Below are 19,060 nucleotides of genomic sequence, written 5' to 3'. Positions count from 1 at the left end.
TATAATTAAATTATTTTAGTTTCTTATAAGCCAGATTTCCTACTCCTTGGATTATCTGAACTAATATTACAAGTGCTATTACTGTATATACCATTACTGCTGTATCAAATCTTTGATATCCATAAATAAGTGCGATGTTACCTAATCCTCCAGCTCCTACTGCACCTGCCATAGCTGTATAGCCAAGTATAGATATTATTGATAATGTAATTCCAGATACTATTGAAGGCATAGCTTCTTTTATCATAACTTTAAATACTATTTGTCTCTTTGTAGCTCCAAAAGATTTTGCTGCTTCTATCAATCCTTTATCCACTTCATTTAATGAGCTTTCTATAATTCTAGCGATAAATGGTGCTGCACCAATAGTTATTGGTACTATTGCAGCAGTTTCTCCTATACTTGTTCCAACAATTAATCTAGTTATTGGAATCATTGCAACTATAAGTATCATAAATGGGAAACTTCTAAATATATTTACTATAAATCCTAAAGCACTATTTATTGTGCTATTTGGTTTTAATCCATCTGGTTTTGTAACTACTAATATGATTGCTAATATAAACCCTAAAATTGTTGCAACTATAGTTGGTACTATAACCATATACAAAGTTTGTAACAATGCATTTGGAAATAGTGTTGTCAAAAAGTCAATTAAACTATTCATTTATCATTTCCTCCCATCTTATGCCTTTGTCAGTCAGATATTGTTTTACTTGCTCTCCACTTTTATCTGAAATGTTTATAATAAGTGAACCTAAAATATCATCTTTAAATTGTTCTAATTTCCCAAATATTATGGATACATCTATATTTAGTTCTCTTGCCATAGTAGTAATAATAGCTTCATTAGAAATATCTTTAGGGAATAGTATCTTTATATTTGTTCCCTTTGGTAAGATTATACTTTCTTCACCTATTAATTTTCTAAGGCCTTTGGTATTTCTTAAGAAGATTTCTTCTGTATCTCCCACCTCTAAGACTTCCCCATTTTCCATTATTGCTACTCTTCCGCAAATCTGCTTTATAACTTCCATTTGATGAGTTACAACTATTATTGTTATTCCCAATTTTTTATTTATATCTTCAAGTAATGAAAGAATTGATTTTGTAGTATTTGGGTCTAATGCTGAAGTTGCCTCGTCACAAAGAAGTACCTGTGGGTTTAGTGCTAAAGCTCTAGCAATTGCAACTCTTTGTTTTTGACCACCACTTAGATTTCTAGGTTTATCATTTTTCTTTTCAGATATTCCAACTACTTCTAATAACTCTAGAACTCTTTTTTTGATTTCTGCCTTTGTATATCCAAAACATTCTAATGGCAATGCTACATTATCAAATACAGTTCTTCTTTCAAGCAATGAAAAGTGTTGAAAAATCATTCCTAACTCTTTTCTTAAATCTCTCATTTGCTTTTCATTCAATGACTTTACTTCCTTATCAGAAACAAGTACATTACCTTCTTGATATTCCTCTAGTCCATTTATACATCTAAGTAGTGTTGATTTTCCTGCACCACTATGACCTATTATCCCAAAAATTTCTCCAGATTCTATCTCAATACTTACATCTTTAAGCACTTGAATCTTTCCATAATACTTATTAACATTTTTTATGCTAATCATAAAATTTCCTCCCATATATTCTGCTCAGTTTTTATGTTTATCCTCGCTTATGTATTACAACAAAATAAAAGCCCGAGTATAAACTCAGGCTTAGAAAGCTATTTATACTCATCTATCAACTATATTAGTTGCAGGATTTAGCACCAATGTATATAAAATATACTGGTTGCCGGGTTTCAAAGGGCCAGTCCCTCCACCACTCTTGATAAGACGTTATTTAATTCGATTATCATTTGTTGCTATGTTATATATAATATATTCATTAATAATATTTGTCAATGAATTTATTTAAATTTTTTATTTTTTATTATTACTATGTAAAAACAAATAACTATTTTTTGTTGGTTTTCTAGCTCCTAACACTTTATATTTTAATGTCTATGAATCCCTATGTAGCTATAGAATATTATTATAAAAAATATACTAAATGATACTAATATATCTAAATCACCTATAAAATAAAGTGAGAAAGTTAACATTTTTTCAAAACTCTATTTTACCCTAAACAGAATAATTTAAAAATAATTGTGTCATAAAATAATATTAGTTAAAGACAATGATGATTGTATAGCTCCAACACTTTAGATTTTATCAAAGATTTGAGTTCTATTGGTTCTATTATTGTAGCATCTTTTCCAAAGGTTAGAAAATATTCTGCTACCCAATCAAGTGTAGATTTGGGTATATGCATATCTATGTACCCACCTTTAGGCAAAATTTTCAATCCTCTTGCCAACAAAAATTCTGTTTCACAACGTTTTACACCCACATCCGTCAAATTAACTTTAATATGATAATCTGTACCTACTCCCATATTCTCAAGATAATCATGTATAGAAGATGAAACCTTATATTTTTTATTTAATACGTTTTCTATACTCAAAATATTCACAATTCGGTCTACTCGAAACTCCTTAACATACTCTGATTTTATACAGTAGGCTGGACAATACCAAAGTCCATTCATGGCATACAAACCAATAGGAATAATGACACGCACACTATTTTTTTGCTTTGATGAATATTCAATCTTAATTGTAGAACCATTCATTATTATATCAAATAACTCCTTCAATAATGGTGTTGGACAGTGCCTATCTGGTGTCCAAAAAACAATTTTACGCCTCATATTCTCAATATTATATTGAATATCATTTGGGATACAATTTAAGAATTTCTTTAAAACAGAAATAGTTTCTTGCTCAAATGGTAAATCATTATAATATTCTAGTGATTGACATGCAAAGAATATAGATTTTACCTCACTTTCTGAAAATGTAATTGGTGGAAGTATACGTTCTTTAAGTATATGATATCCTCCAGCCGCTCCAACTTTTGAATATAATGGAAATCCGATATTTTCCAACACCTGTAAGTCTCTTAGTATTGTACGTTTTGATACAGAAAATTCTTCTGCTAACTCTCCTGCTGTAAAACTTCTTTTTGCATTTATAGTTATCATCAGTTCAATTAAACGCTCAGCTCTTGACATAATCATACTCCTAATTTCAATATAGTGACAATAATTGTCACTATTCTATGATAAGATATTCTTACATTTAAAGCAATAATAATAGTAAAAAAGAAGGGACTGATATTTTATGGAAAATAATATCATTAAGGCTGATGATATTATCAATTATTGTCTGTCAAATTTAGATGATGTTGTACTAATGAATAGTTGGGGCGAAAGAGCAATCTACTACAATCCCAATGGTGTTTTAAAACGAGGAGTATATGTTCTTACCATTAAAGAAAAAGACAGTAATAATGATAAAGGCTCATTGGTTAGTCGTCCAAATGTATACCGTGTGAACATAGGATTAAAAAAAGAAACTTTTATTGAAATGTTTGGATATATTCCAAAACGTCCAGGTGTTGGTCAAATAGTTAATATGGATTTTGATTTTACATCATTGGATACAGTCATGCCACACCCTATCTATGCATGGATGGGATGGATATGCGTCCTAAGCCCTACTGAAAATACATTTGAGAACTTTAAAACTTTAATAGAAGAAGCCTACAATTTTGCAAAACAAAAATTTAAAAAGAGAAAAAACAAGTAAAAACATAAGACAGTAACCTCTAAGTAAATTATAATAAAGATATTGAGATGACAAGATAAAAATGGGTATTTTGATAACATACAAAAAAGCGAAGCCAAAAAATATACTATTTATAAGGCTTCGCTCTATTTCAAATATTTATTTTTAATTTTGATGCTATTTGTTTTATTATTTTTTATTATTTCCTGTTATTCCTAATCTATCATTCATATCTTTTATCATTTTTCTAAAACCACTACCTATATCATTTCCTACATCTTCAGTTCCATGAACTAATTTCACGAAGTCATTTTGACCTTTTTTCATGTCTTCATCAGATACATTATCTAATTTTTTTATTCTCTCATCTATATCTTTTACTAATCTTTCACCTTCAGCGATTAGGTCATCATTCATTTTCTTTAACTCTGTATCTTCTGTTTTACCATCCTTTTTAAGAGATGTTACAAATGATTGTATTTTATCTCTACTATCTTTATACGCAGCCTTTACATCACTTAAATATTTTTCATTTCCTGGATATTCTTTATCTTTAAACTGATTATTTATACTCTCTGGAGTATCATAAATAGAATATCTATTTAAGCCTGCTATATAATCATTATAACTTGTTGAATAATAATTCATATATCCTTCATTGTTATTTACAGATTCATTAGGATTTTTTCCTGCATTTTCACTTGGTTTTTCATTTTCTCTAGCACATGCAGTCATTCCTATAGCTAATGCTAATGCTAATCCTACAAATAAAGTTCTTTTTAATTTCATTTTTATTACCCTCCTAGATGTTTTATACTACCAAGAATTTTAATTATTTTCTTTCTAAATTTAGTATTTCTCTATTTTTATTTTTTATTTACTAAAATTAAACAAGATATAATTTATTTTTTTGGAAATCATAATAGATAAATAACGAAACTAAAAAAATATAATTTTATTATTGATATTGATTATCATTCATAGTATAATTTAATTAATTGATATTAATTTTCATTTAAGGGAGGTTATCTTTTATGTCTTGTTGTAATTCACAATTTTGTTGTAAAAATAAAATTGAATCATCATATATAAAATGGCTTTTAGAGGTTTTAGGTCCAGTTTTTTTAGGTTCTAAACCTGCTGAAATAATAAATATTTCATTTACTGACGTAAATAGAGAAGAAAAAATTAATGATATTCACGAATATCTATATAAATGTAAAAAGATAGATTTTATAGTTATTGACAAGGAGAAAAAAGGATTAAAAATACTATTTGTAAACAAAAAAGCATTATCAGAAAAATTAAAATGTAAAAAAACAGTAAACTTTTTAAAGTTTTTAGGATACAAACAAAATACGAATGTTAATGCTTATTTAGAACATTTAATAGATAAGCTTAAGGGCGATGTTTTTCCTGATGAAATAGGTATTTTTTTAGGATACCCTCTTAAAGATGTAATTGGATTTATGGGATATAGCAATTACGAAGTTTCTATGATTAAATATTGGAAGGTTTATGGCGATACAAAACAATCAGAAGACACATATTCCAAGTTTTTACTTCATCGTAAGAAAATGAGAAAATTACTAGACTACATAAGTGTAGATAAAATAGTAAGTTGTTTTTAATTGTATTTTTATGTATAATAATAAAAATACACCCTTTTTACTATACAATTTTATAATAAACAAGGGTGTATTTTCTGCTTTAATATTTTGAAATATTCTAATTTTGATTGTATAACATATCTTTAATATCTATTTTCTTTTCTTGCATTCCGTTAGACATTAAGAATTCCTGTGTATCTTCTAATTCTTTTATATCCTTATCTGTTATTTTAGAACTAAAATCATACCAAGAATACATTTCTTTTGTTTCATCTAAAGATAAACCGACTTCTTTAGACACAACATCCATTACTTTATCCTTGTTTTCATCCATATATTTTAAAGTTTCTTCATGAACCTTCATAAATCTTTTTACTAATTCAGGATATTTTTGAGCAAAATCATCACTTACCGCAGTAACTATTATTCCACTAACTAATCCTTCTCCATTTACAATCATTTTAGCACCTGAATTTATTGTTTTTAACGCTACTGGTCCTGCAAGCATTGCGACATCAGCACTTTTACTTTCTAATGCAGAAGCAGCACTAGGGATATCCATATTTACATATTCAACATCATCTATAGTGTATCCTTCCTTAGCAAGTGCAGCAATTAACAACTGGTGAAGTATAGTTCCTTTTGGTCCTACAATTTTTTTACCTTTTAAGTCTTTTATAGATTTTATGTTTTCATTATTAGTTATAAGCATATACCCTTTTGGCGAACGGCTATAAATATTTGTAATTTTAAGACCAACACCATTTGAAGCTGCTATTATTGCAGATGTCCCCCCCAATGCATGTAAAAAATCTAGCTCACCTGCTGCTAGTGCTTGAGTTTGTTCTGGTCCTGTTGTCAATTCATGAAAATTAACTTTTATATTGTCCTTTTTAAATTCCTTTCCAAATAAATCATCCTTTTTTTCTAATATACTAGGAACATTAAGTGGTGATTTTACATAAGTTAAATTTATTTCCTTAGGTAAACTAGCTTCTTTTTTTGCAGGTGCATCTTTCTCATCATTTGTTGTTGAACAACCTACAGTACCAACCAACACCATTACTAAAGATGTCATTACTGCTAAAATCTTTTTGCTTCTTTTAATCAATTAAAACTCCCCCAATTCCCTTAATATTTCTTTTTTCAAGCTTATATAATAGCTTTTAGTTAAATCTCTATTATATTCATCTTCGACACTAAACTGTTTAATCCCTTTATTTTTACTAAAAACAATTATTTTCTTTGCTATTTCCATAGCTTCTTCGATATTGTGAGTTACAAATACTACACCTTTTTTAGTATTTTTGTGGATATGTACAACTTCTTTTTGCATTTTTCTTCTTGTAAAATAATCTAGTGCTGCAAATGGCTCGTCCATTAGTAAAATATCTGGATTAAAGGAAAGCGCTCTTGCTATACTTACTCTGTGTGCCATTCCTCCTGATAATTCATTTGGATATGAATTTTTAAACTTTTCAAGCTTCATCATTTTTAAATACTTGTCTAAATCAACTTTATTTCTATTATTTTTTTCAGTATGTAAAAGTATATTTTCACTTACATTCAGCCAAGGCATAAGTCTACTTTCTTGAAATACCACTCCTACTTTTGGAATACACTTTTTATCATCATTAAAGAAATATACATTTCCACTAGTTGCATTTTCAAGACCTGCTAAAATTCTAAGTAAAGTTGTCTTTCCGCATCCACTTTCGCCTAATATAACAGTTATTTCTTCACTAGATATATTTAAAGAGATATCATCAAGAACTAAATGCTCTTTATTATCAACTAAATATTTTTTGTATATATTTTCTAGTAAAAATCCATTCCTAACCATTTAAATCAACCTGCTTCCCGTTGCTAAATCTTGTTATTGCCTTTGAAAATAGATAATCTGAAAGTATACCTAAAAATCCAATAACAAAAATTCCTACCAATACAGCATCAGTTCTAGACATATCTTTTCCATCAGAAATCAAATACCCTAGCCCTGAAGAAGCTGCAATAAGTTCTGCACCAATTATAGCTCTAAAACTATATCCAAGTCCTAAACTAAGTCCAACAACAATATCTAACATAGAATTAGGAATTATTATTTTATAAAAAATTCTCTTTTTAGATAAATTAAAAGATTTACCTACTTCTATTAATTTATTGTCACAATTTTTTATACCTTTTAGTGTATTTAAAAATATTGGAAAAAAGGATGCCAAAATGATAATTATAATTTTAGATTCTTCACCTATACCAAACCATAAAATAAGCATTGGAACCAAAGCTAGTGGAGGTGTACTTCGCATGAATTCAAATAATGGTTTGAAGTATTCATACATTTTTTTATTTACCCCAAATACAACTCCAAGTGGTATTGCTATCAATGAGCTTATTAAAAAACCTATCAATATTCTTCTTATGCTGGCATAAACATTTAAGAAAATAGAACCATCATATATCATTTTTATAAAAGTATCTAGAACTATTTCAGGTGGTGGCAGAATATAGCTATTCCATATACCTAAAACACATACAATCTTCCATAAAATTAAGATTATAAAAAAAATATAATATCCTTTTAACTTTTTATGAATTTTCTCAAACATATAAAACTCCTTTTAACATACCTATCCCTACCACCCTTTTTATTTTTTAATATCCTAAATAATAATTAATCTATAATAAAATTTAATCTATACCAAGCCTTAATCCACCTGAACTCATTCTATCAGAAGGTGTAGAATCTGTTTTTAATCCAGACAATCTTTCAGATGGCTGTATAATAACTATTTGTCCAGGTTCAACAAATTCCATATGATAAGATTCCCCTGAAGTCTGACCAATAAAAGTCTTCCATGATAGTTTTGATACTTTAGGATATGGTTCTCTTCCAGTCCAAGCTACTAATGCATCTGGGTCAACACAACAAGGTCCTTCAAGTATTAGAGGATTACCATCTGTTATTATAGCAACATCTTGATTTTGACCTGTTTTATTTACTAAATGTGTAGTAAAAAGACCTTTTTGAGATATTACCCCTGAGCCAATCAATTTTACACTGTAGTTTAATTGTTCAGAAAACGCCAATAAGTTTTCACTCTCAACATAAATTGAATCACCTGGGTCAATTGATATTACATCTACATGATAAGCATTTTGAGCTAGGTAAATTTCACCTTCACCTTCAACAACCATTATTGGCATTTGTTCTCCTGTCAATGACCTTTGAACATGACCTAATAATGCTCTTCCTAAACCACCACCATTATTTGGACCTAATAACAATTTTTCAAAATTAAAATTTCCTTTAAAGGCTACCATAGCACCTTTTTTTGCAAAAAATTTACCACTTCCCCTTGCTATACACATAAGTTCATTTGTTATATCAAATTTAAACATAATATTCACTCATATTGCTTAATTTAGCAATAATCCCTCCTAATCATATATTTGTCTATAATTATACAGTAAAATTACAACATAGTCTAACCTACTTCAAATATGAAATTTGTTATTTATATAAAAAATAAGAACCTGATAATAAAGTAATTTAAACTTTTTATCAGGCTCTTATCTTATCTATCTCTTAGTACTATGACAACTCTTACTACTTGAGCATCCAGAACAACCACATCCACAACTACTACCATTCTTTTTTGAATTTTTAACCATATGCATTACAGCTAATGCCATTAATACTACTACAATAGCTGCTATAATAAATGTAGCCATATTCATCACTCCTTATTTATATGAATTAATTTTTCATATAACTTAATTTACCAATTTTTTCTTTTTTCATATTTCTATTTGAATAAGTTAAAACTGCAAAGACTACTGCTACTGCTATAATTATAGATATTATTGCCCCAGCAATACTCCCTCCAGTACCTAGAACTAAACTTCCAACTTGATTGATAAGGAGAGCAACTATATATGCTGTTAAAGTCTGGAATCCTAATGTAATCCATGTCCATTTCCATGAACCCATTTCCCTTTTTATAGCTCCAATAGCTGCAAAACAAGGCGCACAAAGCATATTGAATGCCATAAATGCAAATGCACTGGCTACTGTAAACATACTTGCAACTGAACCAAGAAGTGCTGGGTCTTGTTCTGTTGCATCTGATATACCAAATAAAACTCCAAATGTTCCCACTACATTTTCTTTAGCTACTAGACCTGTAACTGTTGCTACTGATGATTGCCAGTTTCCAAATCCAAGAGGTGCAAATATTGGTGCAACTATATTTCCTAAGCTAGCTAATATGCTCTCTCCAGCATCTACCATTTGTAATGACCAGTTAAATGATTGTAAGAACCAAATTACTCCACAAGCAACAAATATAATTGTTCCTGCTTTGATTATGAATGCTTTTCCTCTATCCCACATGTGTATCAAAACACCTTTTGCACTTGGAATATGATATTGAGGTAATTCCATAACAAAAGGAGATGGTTCTCCTGCAAATAAACTAGTTCTCTTTAATATAATTCCACAGATGATTATCATTACAATACCTAAGAAATACATTGATGGAGCTACCCATGAAGCACCTCCAAATAATGCTCCTGCAAATAATGCTATTATTGGAATCTTAGCTCCACATGGAATGAATGTAGTTAACATAATAGTCATTTTTCTATCTCTATCATTCTCTATAGTACGAGTTGACATAACTCCTGGAACTCCACAACCTGAACTTATAAGCATTGGTATAAATGATTTTCCTGAAAGACCAAACTTACGGAAAATTCTATCCATTATAAAAGCTACACGTGACATGTATCCACAATCTTCTAATATTGACAATAGTAAGAATAAAAGCATGATTTGTGGTACAAATCCTAATACTGCTCCAACTCCACCAATTAGCCCGTCAACTACAAGTCCTTGTAACCACTCTGCTACATTTAAAGAAGCTAGAAAATTACTTACATTACCTTGAATAATTTCTCCAAACAGTACATCATTTGTCCAATCAGTCGCTATAGCCCCCAATGAACTTACTGCTATATAGTAAACTCCCCACATTATAAGTGCAAAAATAGGTAATGCTAGTATACGATTTGTTACAATCTTATCTATTTTATCTGATACAGTTTCCTTACCTTTTCTATTTTTCTTTATTATATTTGAAATTATTGAACTAATAAATTCATAACGATTAGCTGTTATTATACTTTCACTATCATCATCCAATTCATCTTCACAATTTCTAGTTATTTCTTCAATTCTATTCAATATTGTTTTAGAGATATCAAGCTTTTGTATAACATTTTCATCTCTTTCAAATAGCTTTATAGCTAGCCAGCGTGTTTCCATATCTATGTATGGAGTCTTTTCTTCTATTATTTTTTCAATTTTTTCTATTGCTTCCTTACTTTCATCAACAAATGGCAATTTAAAATCTAATTTATTGTTACTACTTGCAAGTTCAATTGCCTTTTCAGCAGCCTCCATAATGCCTTGACCTTTAACTGCTGTTACTTCTACCACTGGGCAACCTATAACTTCAAATAGTTTTTTAATATTTATCTTGTCACCATTCTTGTTAACAATATCCATCATATTAAGAGCTATAACAGTTGGTATACCTAACTCTAAAACTTGAGTTGTAAGATATAAATTTCTCTCTATATTTGATGCGTCTACAATATTTATTACTGCATCTGGCTTATCATCTAGCATAAAATTACGTGTAACTACTTCCTCTAATGTATATGGAGATAAAGAATAAATACCTGGTAAATCTACTATTTCCACATCTTTATTTCCTTTTAATTTTCCACCTTTTTTTTCAACTGTTACTCCTGGCCAGTTACCAACATATTGCGATGAGCCTGTAAGCCCATTGAACATTGTTGTCTTACCACAGTTAGGATTTCCTATGAGACCTATTTTTATTGACATTTCCATTCCCTCCATTATTATTTAGATACATAACTGTTTTGATACAGAAAATCATTCTCATTATATAATTACATTAACCCTATTCTAATTAATTTTATTATTCCACAATAATTTTTTCTGCATCTGATTTACGAATTGATAGTTCATAATCTCTGACTGTTATTTCAATTGGATCTCCAAGAGGAGCTACTTTTCTTACAAATACATCAACCCCTCTTGTAATCCCCATATCCATTATACGTCTTCGTGTGGCTCCTTCTCCTTCTAATTTCTTGACTTTTACAGTCTCTCCACACTTAATATCCTTTAGTCTGTTCATACCATTACCTCCCTATATTATTATTCTACTTGCCATTTTTTTATCTAATGCAACTCTAGTATCTTTTACATCTATTATTAAATTGCCATCTATCTTAGAAATTATTTTAACATTTGTACCGACTACAAAACCTATACTATTTAAAAAAGTTCTTGTCTTATCACTTCCTGAAATTTTCTTTATAACTACTTCTTCACCTGTATTTGATAATATCAATGGCATCATATAATATTCCCCCTCTTAAACTAATTTAAATTTACAAGCAATCGTTATCTTATGTATAAATTATAATATCTTAAATTTTAACCTGTTAAAATAATCACCTATTTTTTCCCTTCTTTTTACAATTCCTAATTTTGATTTAAGTCTATCACAATAGTATAAGTTTTGCAAGTGATTATTGTATTCTTTTGATTTTTTTTCTCATTTGATTCATTGTATTAATAAACCACATAAAAATTCATATAAAAATAAAGATGCTCTAAAATAGCATATTCAACTATATTAAAGCATCTCTATTTATAAGTTTTCACATTACTTATATATTGTTTTCTTCTTTTTTAAAAGCGATTTTCTCAAACTCTTTTACAGGTATTGGTTTAGAAAACAAGTATCCTTGTACCATATCACACCCAATTTGTTTTAAAAATTCTACTTGTGAAACAGTTTCTACCTCTTCTGATATTACCTTCATTTTTAGTTCCTTTGCCATTCTGATGACATTAGATATAACAATTTTTTCATTATTATTCTCATCTTTTTCTGTAAAAAATGCTCTATCTAATTTTAGAATATTTATGTACGGGTTTGTCAATTTCATATTAAATCGTTTTTCTTTATTATATTCATTTATTGAACCACATAACATATTTGCCTTTCCATTTTTATGTAATCAAGACTTTCATTATAATTTTTTGTTTTAATATATTCAAATTTTATACCACATTTTTTTGATATAATTGACATTAAATCAGAACTTATACCTTTAAATGAATTACTTTCTTTATCATAATACTCAACAGGAGACCAATCTAAATCGTATACCATAGTAAGCTTTGGATTTGCTTTAATAAAATTTATTTCTTGACAAGTAAATGCTAAGGAATTGGTAATCTCTCTTTTAAAATACTTTTTATATAATTCCAACTCATAATACATATCGTTCGTTTTTGCTTCTTTTAAAGCATAATCTAGTTCTTTTGCTAAGTTAGGTTTCTCTTTTGTAGTAGCAAAATAAAAAGGTTCTACAGAGAACTTACTAACTATTTTCATTCCTTTAGCATCTATAATACTTCCACAGACAAGTGCATCTGCCTTATTTTCATTGACAGACTCAATCAATTCACCAATAGAATTACAATATATATTTCACTGAAAAATTATTTTTTCTCTATACTTCTCAAATGCAATATTATGAAAATTCCCTCTAATCACAGCTACTTTCATGCCATCAAATGAATTATATTTTGCAAATACTAATAAGGCAGGACACTTTGGAATTACATCCATATAATCTCTAATCCGAGAACCATAGCAACAAATTATACCATCACAAAGAGAATCTTCACTGCATCTCCATGCAATTGTTGCACCTACACTATACCCAACAACAAGTACATATTTATATTCTGACTTTAAATCATTTATAAATTTTTCTACTTTTTTATAAATATCAAACCCAACATTATTTTAAAAAAATCATATGCCTCTTGGGCTTTTGAATATGGAAAAAATCTTTTTCTCTCAAAAGTTCAGGACAAAATACATCATATCCATATTGATAATACTTTTGACAAATATCTTCTATAAAGCTATTAATTCCATAGATTTCATGTAGTACTACAATAGCTATATCTCCTTTATGTGTATACTTAATCAGCTTATCCACCACCTTTACCAAAAAATCAAAAAGACATGCCTCCTTAATTAGACACATGCCTATAATTATGCCCGTTAATTTACAAAATTAGCCAACCCTTTACAATCAACTGCTTACCAAACTGGAATTGGTCAAATAGTAAAAACCAACATTGCTGTAAATATATTATATAGTACATGTAGTAAGTACGAACCCCATATACAATTAGTTTTTCTATATACTAAATCACATGCAAAGTGAAGAAGTATAAGACATACTACATAAAATCCAGGTAAAATTGTAATTGAAAATCCAAATATTATCCATCTTACAGGATAGTGCACGGATAGAAAAAGAAAAGCATTTATAAATGATGTAATTACATTGTTTTTTATCAATCCAGTTAATCTTGTTTGAATATATCCTCTAAAAACAACTTCTTCTGAAATTGCAGCAACAATAAATATAATAACTGTAATAATCGTAGGCAATTGAAAAACAACTTTTTTCCCTTCTATAATTGTATTGGATAAAATAATGAAAGTTAGGAGTATAATAAAACCCAAAATTCCATACAAAAAACTTTGTTTTAAATTTTTTCTTGTAATTCCAATTGTATTTAATTTTTCTTTTGAGAACAATACAAACCCCAATCCTACAAATAACATTAAGATTGAAAGTATTCCTTGCGACATAGTTAAAATAGTTGAACTTAAATTTGTCTTATATATATATCCTTGTAAAAACAATTTTAACATAGTTATTAAATAAAGAAATATTGCTTTTATTCCGTCATTTTTAGAATAGTTCTTACATAATAGCTTGTATTCCTTATTTTCAACTTCAATATTAAACATTAGGTCTATTACCTCCCCGTCAAATTTCTTTTTATTTGTTAGTGATAATAGTATATCATATTTATCCTACATCAGTCAAATTTTGATATATCTATATATCCACTCTATTCATTAATTTTGATACAAAAAGTATGTATTAACTTTTTTACAATTATTATCCCTATTTCACATAGTAAAAAATAGATATAAACCCAATAATCGCAATATTTTTCTACCTACTAGTTTTTGTTTACTGCTTCCTAGTGCCTCTCGATTAATTTTACAAAAATCTGTTCAAATATTAATCATTTTTAGCTAAAAGTTAATAACTAAAAAAGAGTACCTCACTTATAATCTTAAAAATTATAAAATAAGATACTCTTAAAATCTATTTTATATTAAATTTATTTTCCAAAATATCTATTTAATAATCCTAAGAATGCTTTACCATGTCTAGCTTCGTCTTTACACATTTCATGTACTGTGTCATGTATAGCATCTAATCCTAATTCTTTAGCTTTCTTAGCTAATTTTAATTTTCCATCAGTTGCACCATACTCAGCGTCAACTCTAACTCTTAAGTTTTCTTTTGTATCTGCAACTACAACTTCTCCAAGAAGTTCTGCAAATTTAGCAGCATGCTCAGCTTCTTCAAAAGCTATTCTCTTATAAGCTTCTCCTACTTCTGGATAACCTTCTCTATCTGCTTGTCTACTCATTGCTAAGTACATTCCTACTTCTGTACACTCACCAACGAAGTTAGCTCTTAAGCCTTCAATTACTTCCTCATCTACACCTTGAGCTACACCTATTCTATGCTCATCAGCCCAATTTTTTTCACCTTTCATTTCTTCAAACTTATCAGCTCCAACTTTACATACTGGACATTGTGCTGGTGCAGCATCTCCTTCATGTATATATCCACATACTGTACAAACAAATTTTTTCATAATTACTTTCCTCCTAAATTTTATATATCAAATTAAATTTTTTATTTATTAAGTTAATCTATATATACCCGCAGCATATACCTTTAAACAATTTTTTAAAAAAGTTTTTCTAAATACTTATTTTCCTTGTGTTAACAGTATGTTTCTATAATAATGTCCTTTTAATTTTATCAGCTCTTTATGATTCCCAGATTCCACAATTCTACCATTTTCTAAAACTATTATATTATCACAATTTGATATGGTACTTAATCTATGGGCTATAATTATACTTGTCTTTCCATAAGTTAAACTATTTATTGCCTCTTGAATCTTAGCCTCTGTTGCTATATCTATGTTACTTGTAGCTTCATCCAAAATAAGTATAGGGGCATTTTTTAAGACTGCTCTAGCAATACTTATTAGTTGTTTTTGACCTTCACTTAAATCTTCACCCCTATCCGATAATACAGTGCTATATCCTTCACGCATTTTCATTATAAATTTATGTGAATTTGCTATTTTACTAGCATATATAACTTCTTCATCAGTAGCCCTCAGATTACCATATCTTATATTTTCCATAACCGTATCATTGAATATATAACTTTCTTGTGGAACTACTCCAAAACAAGTTCTCAAATAGTTTCTGTCAATAGAATATATATCCTCACCATCTAAAAATATACTTCCTTCATCTATATAATAGAAATTTGTAATTAGATTTATAATTGTTGTTTTTCCACTTCCAGTTTCTCCTATAATGGCATTTGATGTACCAGCTTTGATTCTTAAGTTTATATTATCTAAAATTTTCTTTTTTGAGTCATAAGAAAAGCTTACATTTTTAAATTCAATTTCTCCCTTTACAAAATGAGAATCTAAATTATCATTCTTATTGTTATTAAGCTTACTTTTAAACACACTATCTACTTCTTGTTCTTCTTTTTCATCCATAATTTCAAAAACTCTTTCGCATCCAGCTATGGCTGAAAGTAATGTATTAAATAGATTCGCTAACTCATTTAAAGGTCTTGTAAATTGCCTCACATAACTTAAAAAACTAGCTATAACTCCTATAGTTATAATATCCTTAGATGCAAGAACACCACCTATAATACATATTGTTGCAAACCCTATATTACTAATCACATTCATAATAGGCATTAAAAGAGATGTATAAATTTGCGATTTAAGTGAAATATTTAGAAGTCTATCATTAACTTCCTTAAAATCATTTACAGACTTTCTTTCATAGTTGAAAGATTTTACCATGTCTATATTTGATACCATTTCTTCAATATGAGAATTTAGCTTTCCTAACTCAACTTGTTGTTGCTTAAAAAGAACTCTAGTCCTCTTTGCAATAAAATTACTTATAAACATTACAATTGGTATTAATATGATGCTACAAAAGGTTAAAATTGGACTTAATATAAACATCATAATAAAAGTCATTAATATATTTAAGATTCCTGTAATTAATTGTACTAATGAATTTGAGATTCCTGTACTAATATTATCAACATCATTTGTTATCCTGCTCATAATATCTCCAGTAGAACTTTTATCAAAGAAGGTTATTGGTAGATTTTTAAATTTTAAAAATAAATTACTTCTCATCTCTTTAACTATACTTTGAGATAATCTAGCTGTACATATACCCTTAGACAATTTAACTGAAAATTCAATTATATAAAATGAAAGTAAAATAATTATTCCTTTAAAAAAAATGGATTTTGAATAGGTTTCAATATTTATTATATCAACTACTTTTCCGAGAGTATATGGTATTATAGTCGATATAATTGATTCAATTATTACTAGCAAAAAAATAAATCTAGTAATCTTTTTATCTTTTTTAAAGTACATAAAAATTTTTTTAAAAGTTTTTTTAAAATCTTTAGGCTTTTCTTTTTTCTTTAACCTACTGACCTTTTGATTTCCAGTACTTAAATTCAATATGCTTCCTCCTTAATTTACATCTTCATTTGCTAAGTTCTGCAACTCAAAAATTTTTTTATAAATTGGAGAACTAAGCAGTAAATCTTCATGTGTAGCAAATCCAACCACCTCTCCCTCATCTAAGACTAAAATTTTATCACAGTCAATTATAGAGCTAATCTTTTGTGAAATAGTTATTACAGTGCATTTCTTGTTTTCCTTTTCTCTTAAAGCGTTTATATAATCTTTTATATTCTTTCTTATAGTTGTCTCTGTATTAATATCCATTGCACTAAAACAGTCATCAAGAATTAATATTTGTGGTTTTTTTGCTATAGCTCTAGCTATAGTAATTCTTTGTCTTTGTCCTCCTGATAGATTCTTACCCCTTTGAAATAAAACCTCATCATAAGAATTTTCGAATTTTGTTATAAATTGATTTGCATTTGCTATCTTACATGATTTTATAACATCTTCTCTACTTACATCCTTATTTCCCATAACTATATTTTCTAGTACGCTTTTTCCAAATACACTACTATTTTGAAATACTACACCTATTCTTTCCCTTAAACTTTCTTCAGAAATACTGTATATACTATCTCCTCCAATCTTAATATCTCCTCTATCAATTATATATAATTTTTGAATTAAATTTACTAAAGAAGTCTTTCCTGAAGCAGTTTGACCAATAACACCGATATTTTGACCTTCTTCTATTTTAAAGGATATATCTTTTAATATTTTTTCATATGTATTTTTATTATACGAAAAATCTACATTTTCAAAGATTATATCACCATTTGTAAATTCCAAATTTTTTTCTTCACTATCTAAACTAGTATTTTTCTCAATTACTTCTTCATCATCAATCAAAACTTCACTTATTCTTTCATAAGAAGCTTTTGCTCTAACAAAGACATTAAAAACATGTGAAATCATTATAAGTGATGTCAATATTCTAGTCATATAATTTACATAAGCAACTATAATCCCAATTTTAATCTCTCCTGAATAAACTAAATATCTTCCAATCAATAATAATATTATTATGGATACATTAATAATTATTGTAATTGTTGGTCTAAAAAATGACATCATAGTCGTAGCTTTTCTACTATTTTTAAAAAGCTCATTATTTAACTCTTCAAAACTTTTGTTCTCATAATCGTATCTACAAAATAGTTTGACTACTTTTATTCCACCTAAAAACTGTCTTAATTTTGAATTTATTTTATCTGTACTTTCTTGTACATTTTTAAATAGTCTATATCCTACCTTCATATTGAGTAATATTATGATAAATATAATTAAAACTGCAATTAGGATAATTGCTGACATCTTTAAGTTTAATTTTATGGCTATAATTAAACTTCCTATACACATGATTGGAGATTTTATAAAAACTCTCATCATTCCATGAACAAAAAGTTGTACTTGATTAATATCATTAGTAATTCTTGTTATTAGTGAAGCTCTACCAAATTTATCTATTTGTTTTAATGAATATGTATTTATCTTTTCAAATACATCCTGTCTTAAATCATACGAGAAACATTGAGAAACTCTTGCTGAGATTATACTTCTTATTATTGAAAATATTGCACCTAAAAAAGTTATCCCTATCATTAAAGCTCCTGTTGATAATATGTAATCTAAATTCTTATTTGAAACCCCTATATCGATTATTTTTGCCATTATAGTTGGTTGAGCTAAATCACAAAAAGCTTCCAATGTCAAAAAAAATACTGCTGTTAGAAATAGTGCTATATATTTTTTTATGTATTTTTTAAAATACCTCATTCAATCATCCCTTCATAGAATTCTCCCATTATTAAAATTATATCACAATGGCTAATTTAATTGATTATATCAATTATAAATATTTGTTTTATTATTAATTTTTATACTATACATTTTATAAATTATTTGTTTTTATTTCCTATATTTATATATATTTATAGCATACTATTATAT

At 28.0% G+C, this 19,060-nt stretch carries 20 protein-coding genes, 1 pseudogene and 1 riboswitch; of the genes and pseudogenes, 2 read left to right on the top strand and 19 right to left on the bottom strand.

Annotation, left to right across the window (positions count from 1 at the left end; translation table 11 throughout):
• Positions 1–10: 10 nt before the first annotated feature.
• The 3 genes from KGF42_RS14410 to KGF42_RS14400 form a co-directional block, all read right to left on the bottom strand.
• Positions 11–667: a methionine ABC transporter permease gene (locus KGF42_RS14410; RefSeq protein ID WP_054273464.1), complete on the bottom strand. Its 657-nt coding sequence runs from the start codon at positions 665–667 to the stop codon at positions 11–13.
• On the bottom strand, positions 660–1,625 hold the full coding sequence (locus KGF42_RS14405; protein WP_054273463.1) for a methionine ABC transporter ATP-binding protein: 966 nt from the start codon (positions 1,623–1,625) through the stop codon (positions 660–662). The genes KGF42_RS14410 and KGF42_RS14405 overlap by 8 nt, the downstream gene beginning before the upstream one ends.
• 105 nt (positions 1,626–1,730) lie before the next feature.
• Positions 1,731–1,837: riboswitch (SAM riboswitch) on the bottom strand.
• 335 nt (positions 1,838–2,172) lie between these two features.
• Complete coding sequence (locus KGF42_RS14400; RefSeq protein WP_227826559.1) at positions 2,173–3,117, bottom strand: helix-turn-helix transcriptional regulator; 945 nt, start codon at positions 3,115–3,117, stop codon at positions 2,173–2,175.
• Positions 3,118–3,226: 109 nt separating this feature from the next.
• Between KGF42_RS14400 and KGF42_RS14395 the strand changes: the two genes are divergently transcribed.
• Positions 3,227–3,694 (top strand): DUF6194 family protein, encoded by a 468-nt coding sequence (locus KGF42_RS14395; RefSeq protein ID WP_227822068.1) that lies wholly within the window; start codon positions 3,227–3,229, stop codon positions 3,692–3,694.
• 168 nt (positions 3,695–3,862) lie between these two features.
• On the opposite strand, the gene KGF42_RS14390 is transcribed toward KGF42_RS14395, so the two are convergent.
• Entirely contained in the window at positions 3,863–4,462 is a 600-nt protein-coding gene (locus KGF42_RS14390) for a hypothetical protein (RefSeq protein WP_227822069.1), read from the bottom strand.
• A 245-nt stretch (positions 4,463–4,707) separates the two neighbouring features.
• Between KGF42_RS14390 and KGF42_RS14385 the strand changes: the two genes are divergently transcribed.
• Positions 4,708–5,304, top strand: coding sequence for a DUF3793 family protein (locus KGF42_RS14385; RefSeq protein WP_227822070.1), 597 nt, complete (start codon positions 4,708–4,710; stop codon positions 5,302–5,304).
• Positions 5,305–5,401: 97 nt separating this feature from the next.
• On the opposite strand, the gene KGF42_RS14380 is transcribed toward KGF42_RS14385, so the two are convergent.
• From KGF42_RS14380 to KGF42_RS14310, 15 genes and pseudogenes are all read right to left on the bottom strand, one after another.
• Positions 5,402–6,394, bottom strand: a complete 993-nt coding sequence (locus tag KGF42_RS14380) for an NrtA/SsuA/CpmA family ABC transporter substrate-binding protein (protein ID WP_079740021.1) — start codon at positions 6,392–6,394, stop codon at positions 5,402–5,404.
• Positions 6,395–7,126 (bottom strand): ABC transporter ATP-binding protein, encoded by a 732-nt coding sequence (locus KGF42_RS14375; RefSeq protein ID WP_227822071.1) that lies wholly within the window; start codon positions 7,124–7,126, stop codon positions 6,395–6,397.
• Positions 7,119–7,889, bottom strand: coding sequence for an ABC transporter permease (locus KGF42_RS14370; RefSeq protein WP_227822072.1), 771 nt, complete (start codon positions 7,887–7,889; stop codon positions 7,119–7,121). Before KGF42_RS14370 ends, KGF42_RS14375 begins: the two co-directional genes overlap by 8 nt.
• Positions 7,890–7,971: 82 nt before the next feature.
• The gene (locus tag KGF42_RS14365; protein ID WP_054273501.1) at positions 7,972–8,682 is read right to left on the bottom strand and encodes an AIM24 family protein; all 711 of its coding nucleotides are present in this window, start codon (positions 8,680–8,682) and stop codon (positions 7,972–7,974) included.
• Between the two features lie 180 nt (positions 8,683–8,862).
• The gene (locus tag KGF42_RS14360) at positions 8,863–9,015 is read right to left on the bottom strand and encodes a FeoB-associated Cys-rich membrane protein (protein WP_054273457.1); all 153 of its coding nucleotides are present in this window, start codon (positions 9,013–9,015) and stop codon (positions 8,863–8,865) included.
• A 25-nt stretch (positions 9,016–9,040) separates the two neighbouring features.
• On the bottom strand, positions 9,041–11,197 hold the full coding sequence (feoB, locus tag KGF42_RS14355) for a ferrous iron transport protein B (protein ID WP_227826558.1): 2,157 nt from the start codon (positions 11,195–11,197) through the stop codon (positions 9,041–9,043).
• Positions 11,198–11,294: 97 nt separating this feature from the next.
• On the bottom strand, positions 11,295–11,516 hold the full coding sequence (locus tag KGF42_RS14350; RefSeq protein ID WP_021384243.1) for a FeoA family protein: 222 nt from the start codon (positions 11,514–11,516) through the stop codon (positions 11,295–11,297).
• 12 nt (positions 11,517–11,528) lie between these two features.
• On the bottom strand, positions 11,529–11,741 hold the full coding sequence (locus tag KGF42_RS14345; protein WP_021384253.1) for a FeoA family protein: 213 nt from the start codon (positions 11,739–11,741) through the stop codon (positions 11,529–11,531).
• Positions 11,742–12,054: 313 nt separating this feature from the next.
• Positions 12,055–12,384: an EAL domain-containing protein gene (locus KGF42_RS14340; RefSeq protein ID WP_227822075.1), complete on the bottom strand. Its 330-nt coding sequence runs from the start codon at positions 12,382–12,384 to the stop codon at positions 12,055–12,057.
• Positions 12,366–12,857: a transporter substrate-binding domain-containing protein gene (locus tag KGF42_RS14335; RefSeq protein WP_227822076.1), complete on the bottom strand. Its 492-nt coding sequence runs from the start codon at positions 12,855–12,857 to the stop codon at positions 12,366–12,368. The genes KGF42_RS14340 and KGF42_RS14335 overlap by 19 nt, the downstream gene beginning before the upstream one ends.
• 57 nt (positions 12,858–12,914) lie before the next feature.
• Positions 12,915–13,407: pseudogene (locus tag KGF42_RS14330) on the bottom strand (dienelactone hydrolase family protein); the annotation flags it as partial.
• A 119-nt stretch (positions 13,408–13,526) separates the two neighbouring features.
• Complete coding sequence (locus KGF42_RS14325) at positions 13,527–14,231, bottom strand: CPBP family intramembrane glutamic endopeptidase (RefSeq protein ID WP_227822077.1); 705 nt, start codon at positions 14,229–14,231, stop codon at positions 13,527–13,529.
• Positions 14,232–14,614: 383 nt separating this feature from the next.
• Complete coding sequence (locus KGF42_RS14320; protein ID WP_107594844.1) at positions 14,615–15,160, bottom strand: NADH peroxidase; 546 nt, start codon at positions 15,158–15,160, stop codon at positions 14,615–14,617.
• Between the two features lie 117 nt (positions 15,161–15,277).
• Positions 15,278–17,101, bottom strand: a complete 1,824-nt coding sequence (locus tag KGF42_RS14315; protein ID WP_227822078.1) for an ABC transporter ATP-binding protein — start codon at positions 17,099–17,101, stop codon at positions 15,278–15,280.
• Positions 17,102–17,113: 12 nt separating this feature from the next.
• Entirely contained in the window at positions 17,114–18,886 is a 1,773-nt protein-coding gene (locus KGF42_RS14310; protein WP_227826557.1) for an ABC transporter ATP-binding protein, read from the bottom strand.
• Positions 18,887–19,060: the final 174 nt, after the last annotated feature.

This window comes from Clostridioides sp. ZZV15-6383 (genome assembly GCF_020657735.1).
GTDB classification, from domain to species: Bacteria; Bacillota; Clostridia; order Peptostreptococcales; family Peptostreptococcaceae; genus Clostridioides; species Clostridioides difficile_D.
Note: the sequence above shows the minus strand (reverse complement) of the source record. Positions and strands in the feature narration are given on the sequence as shown.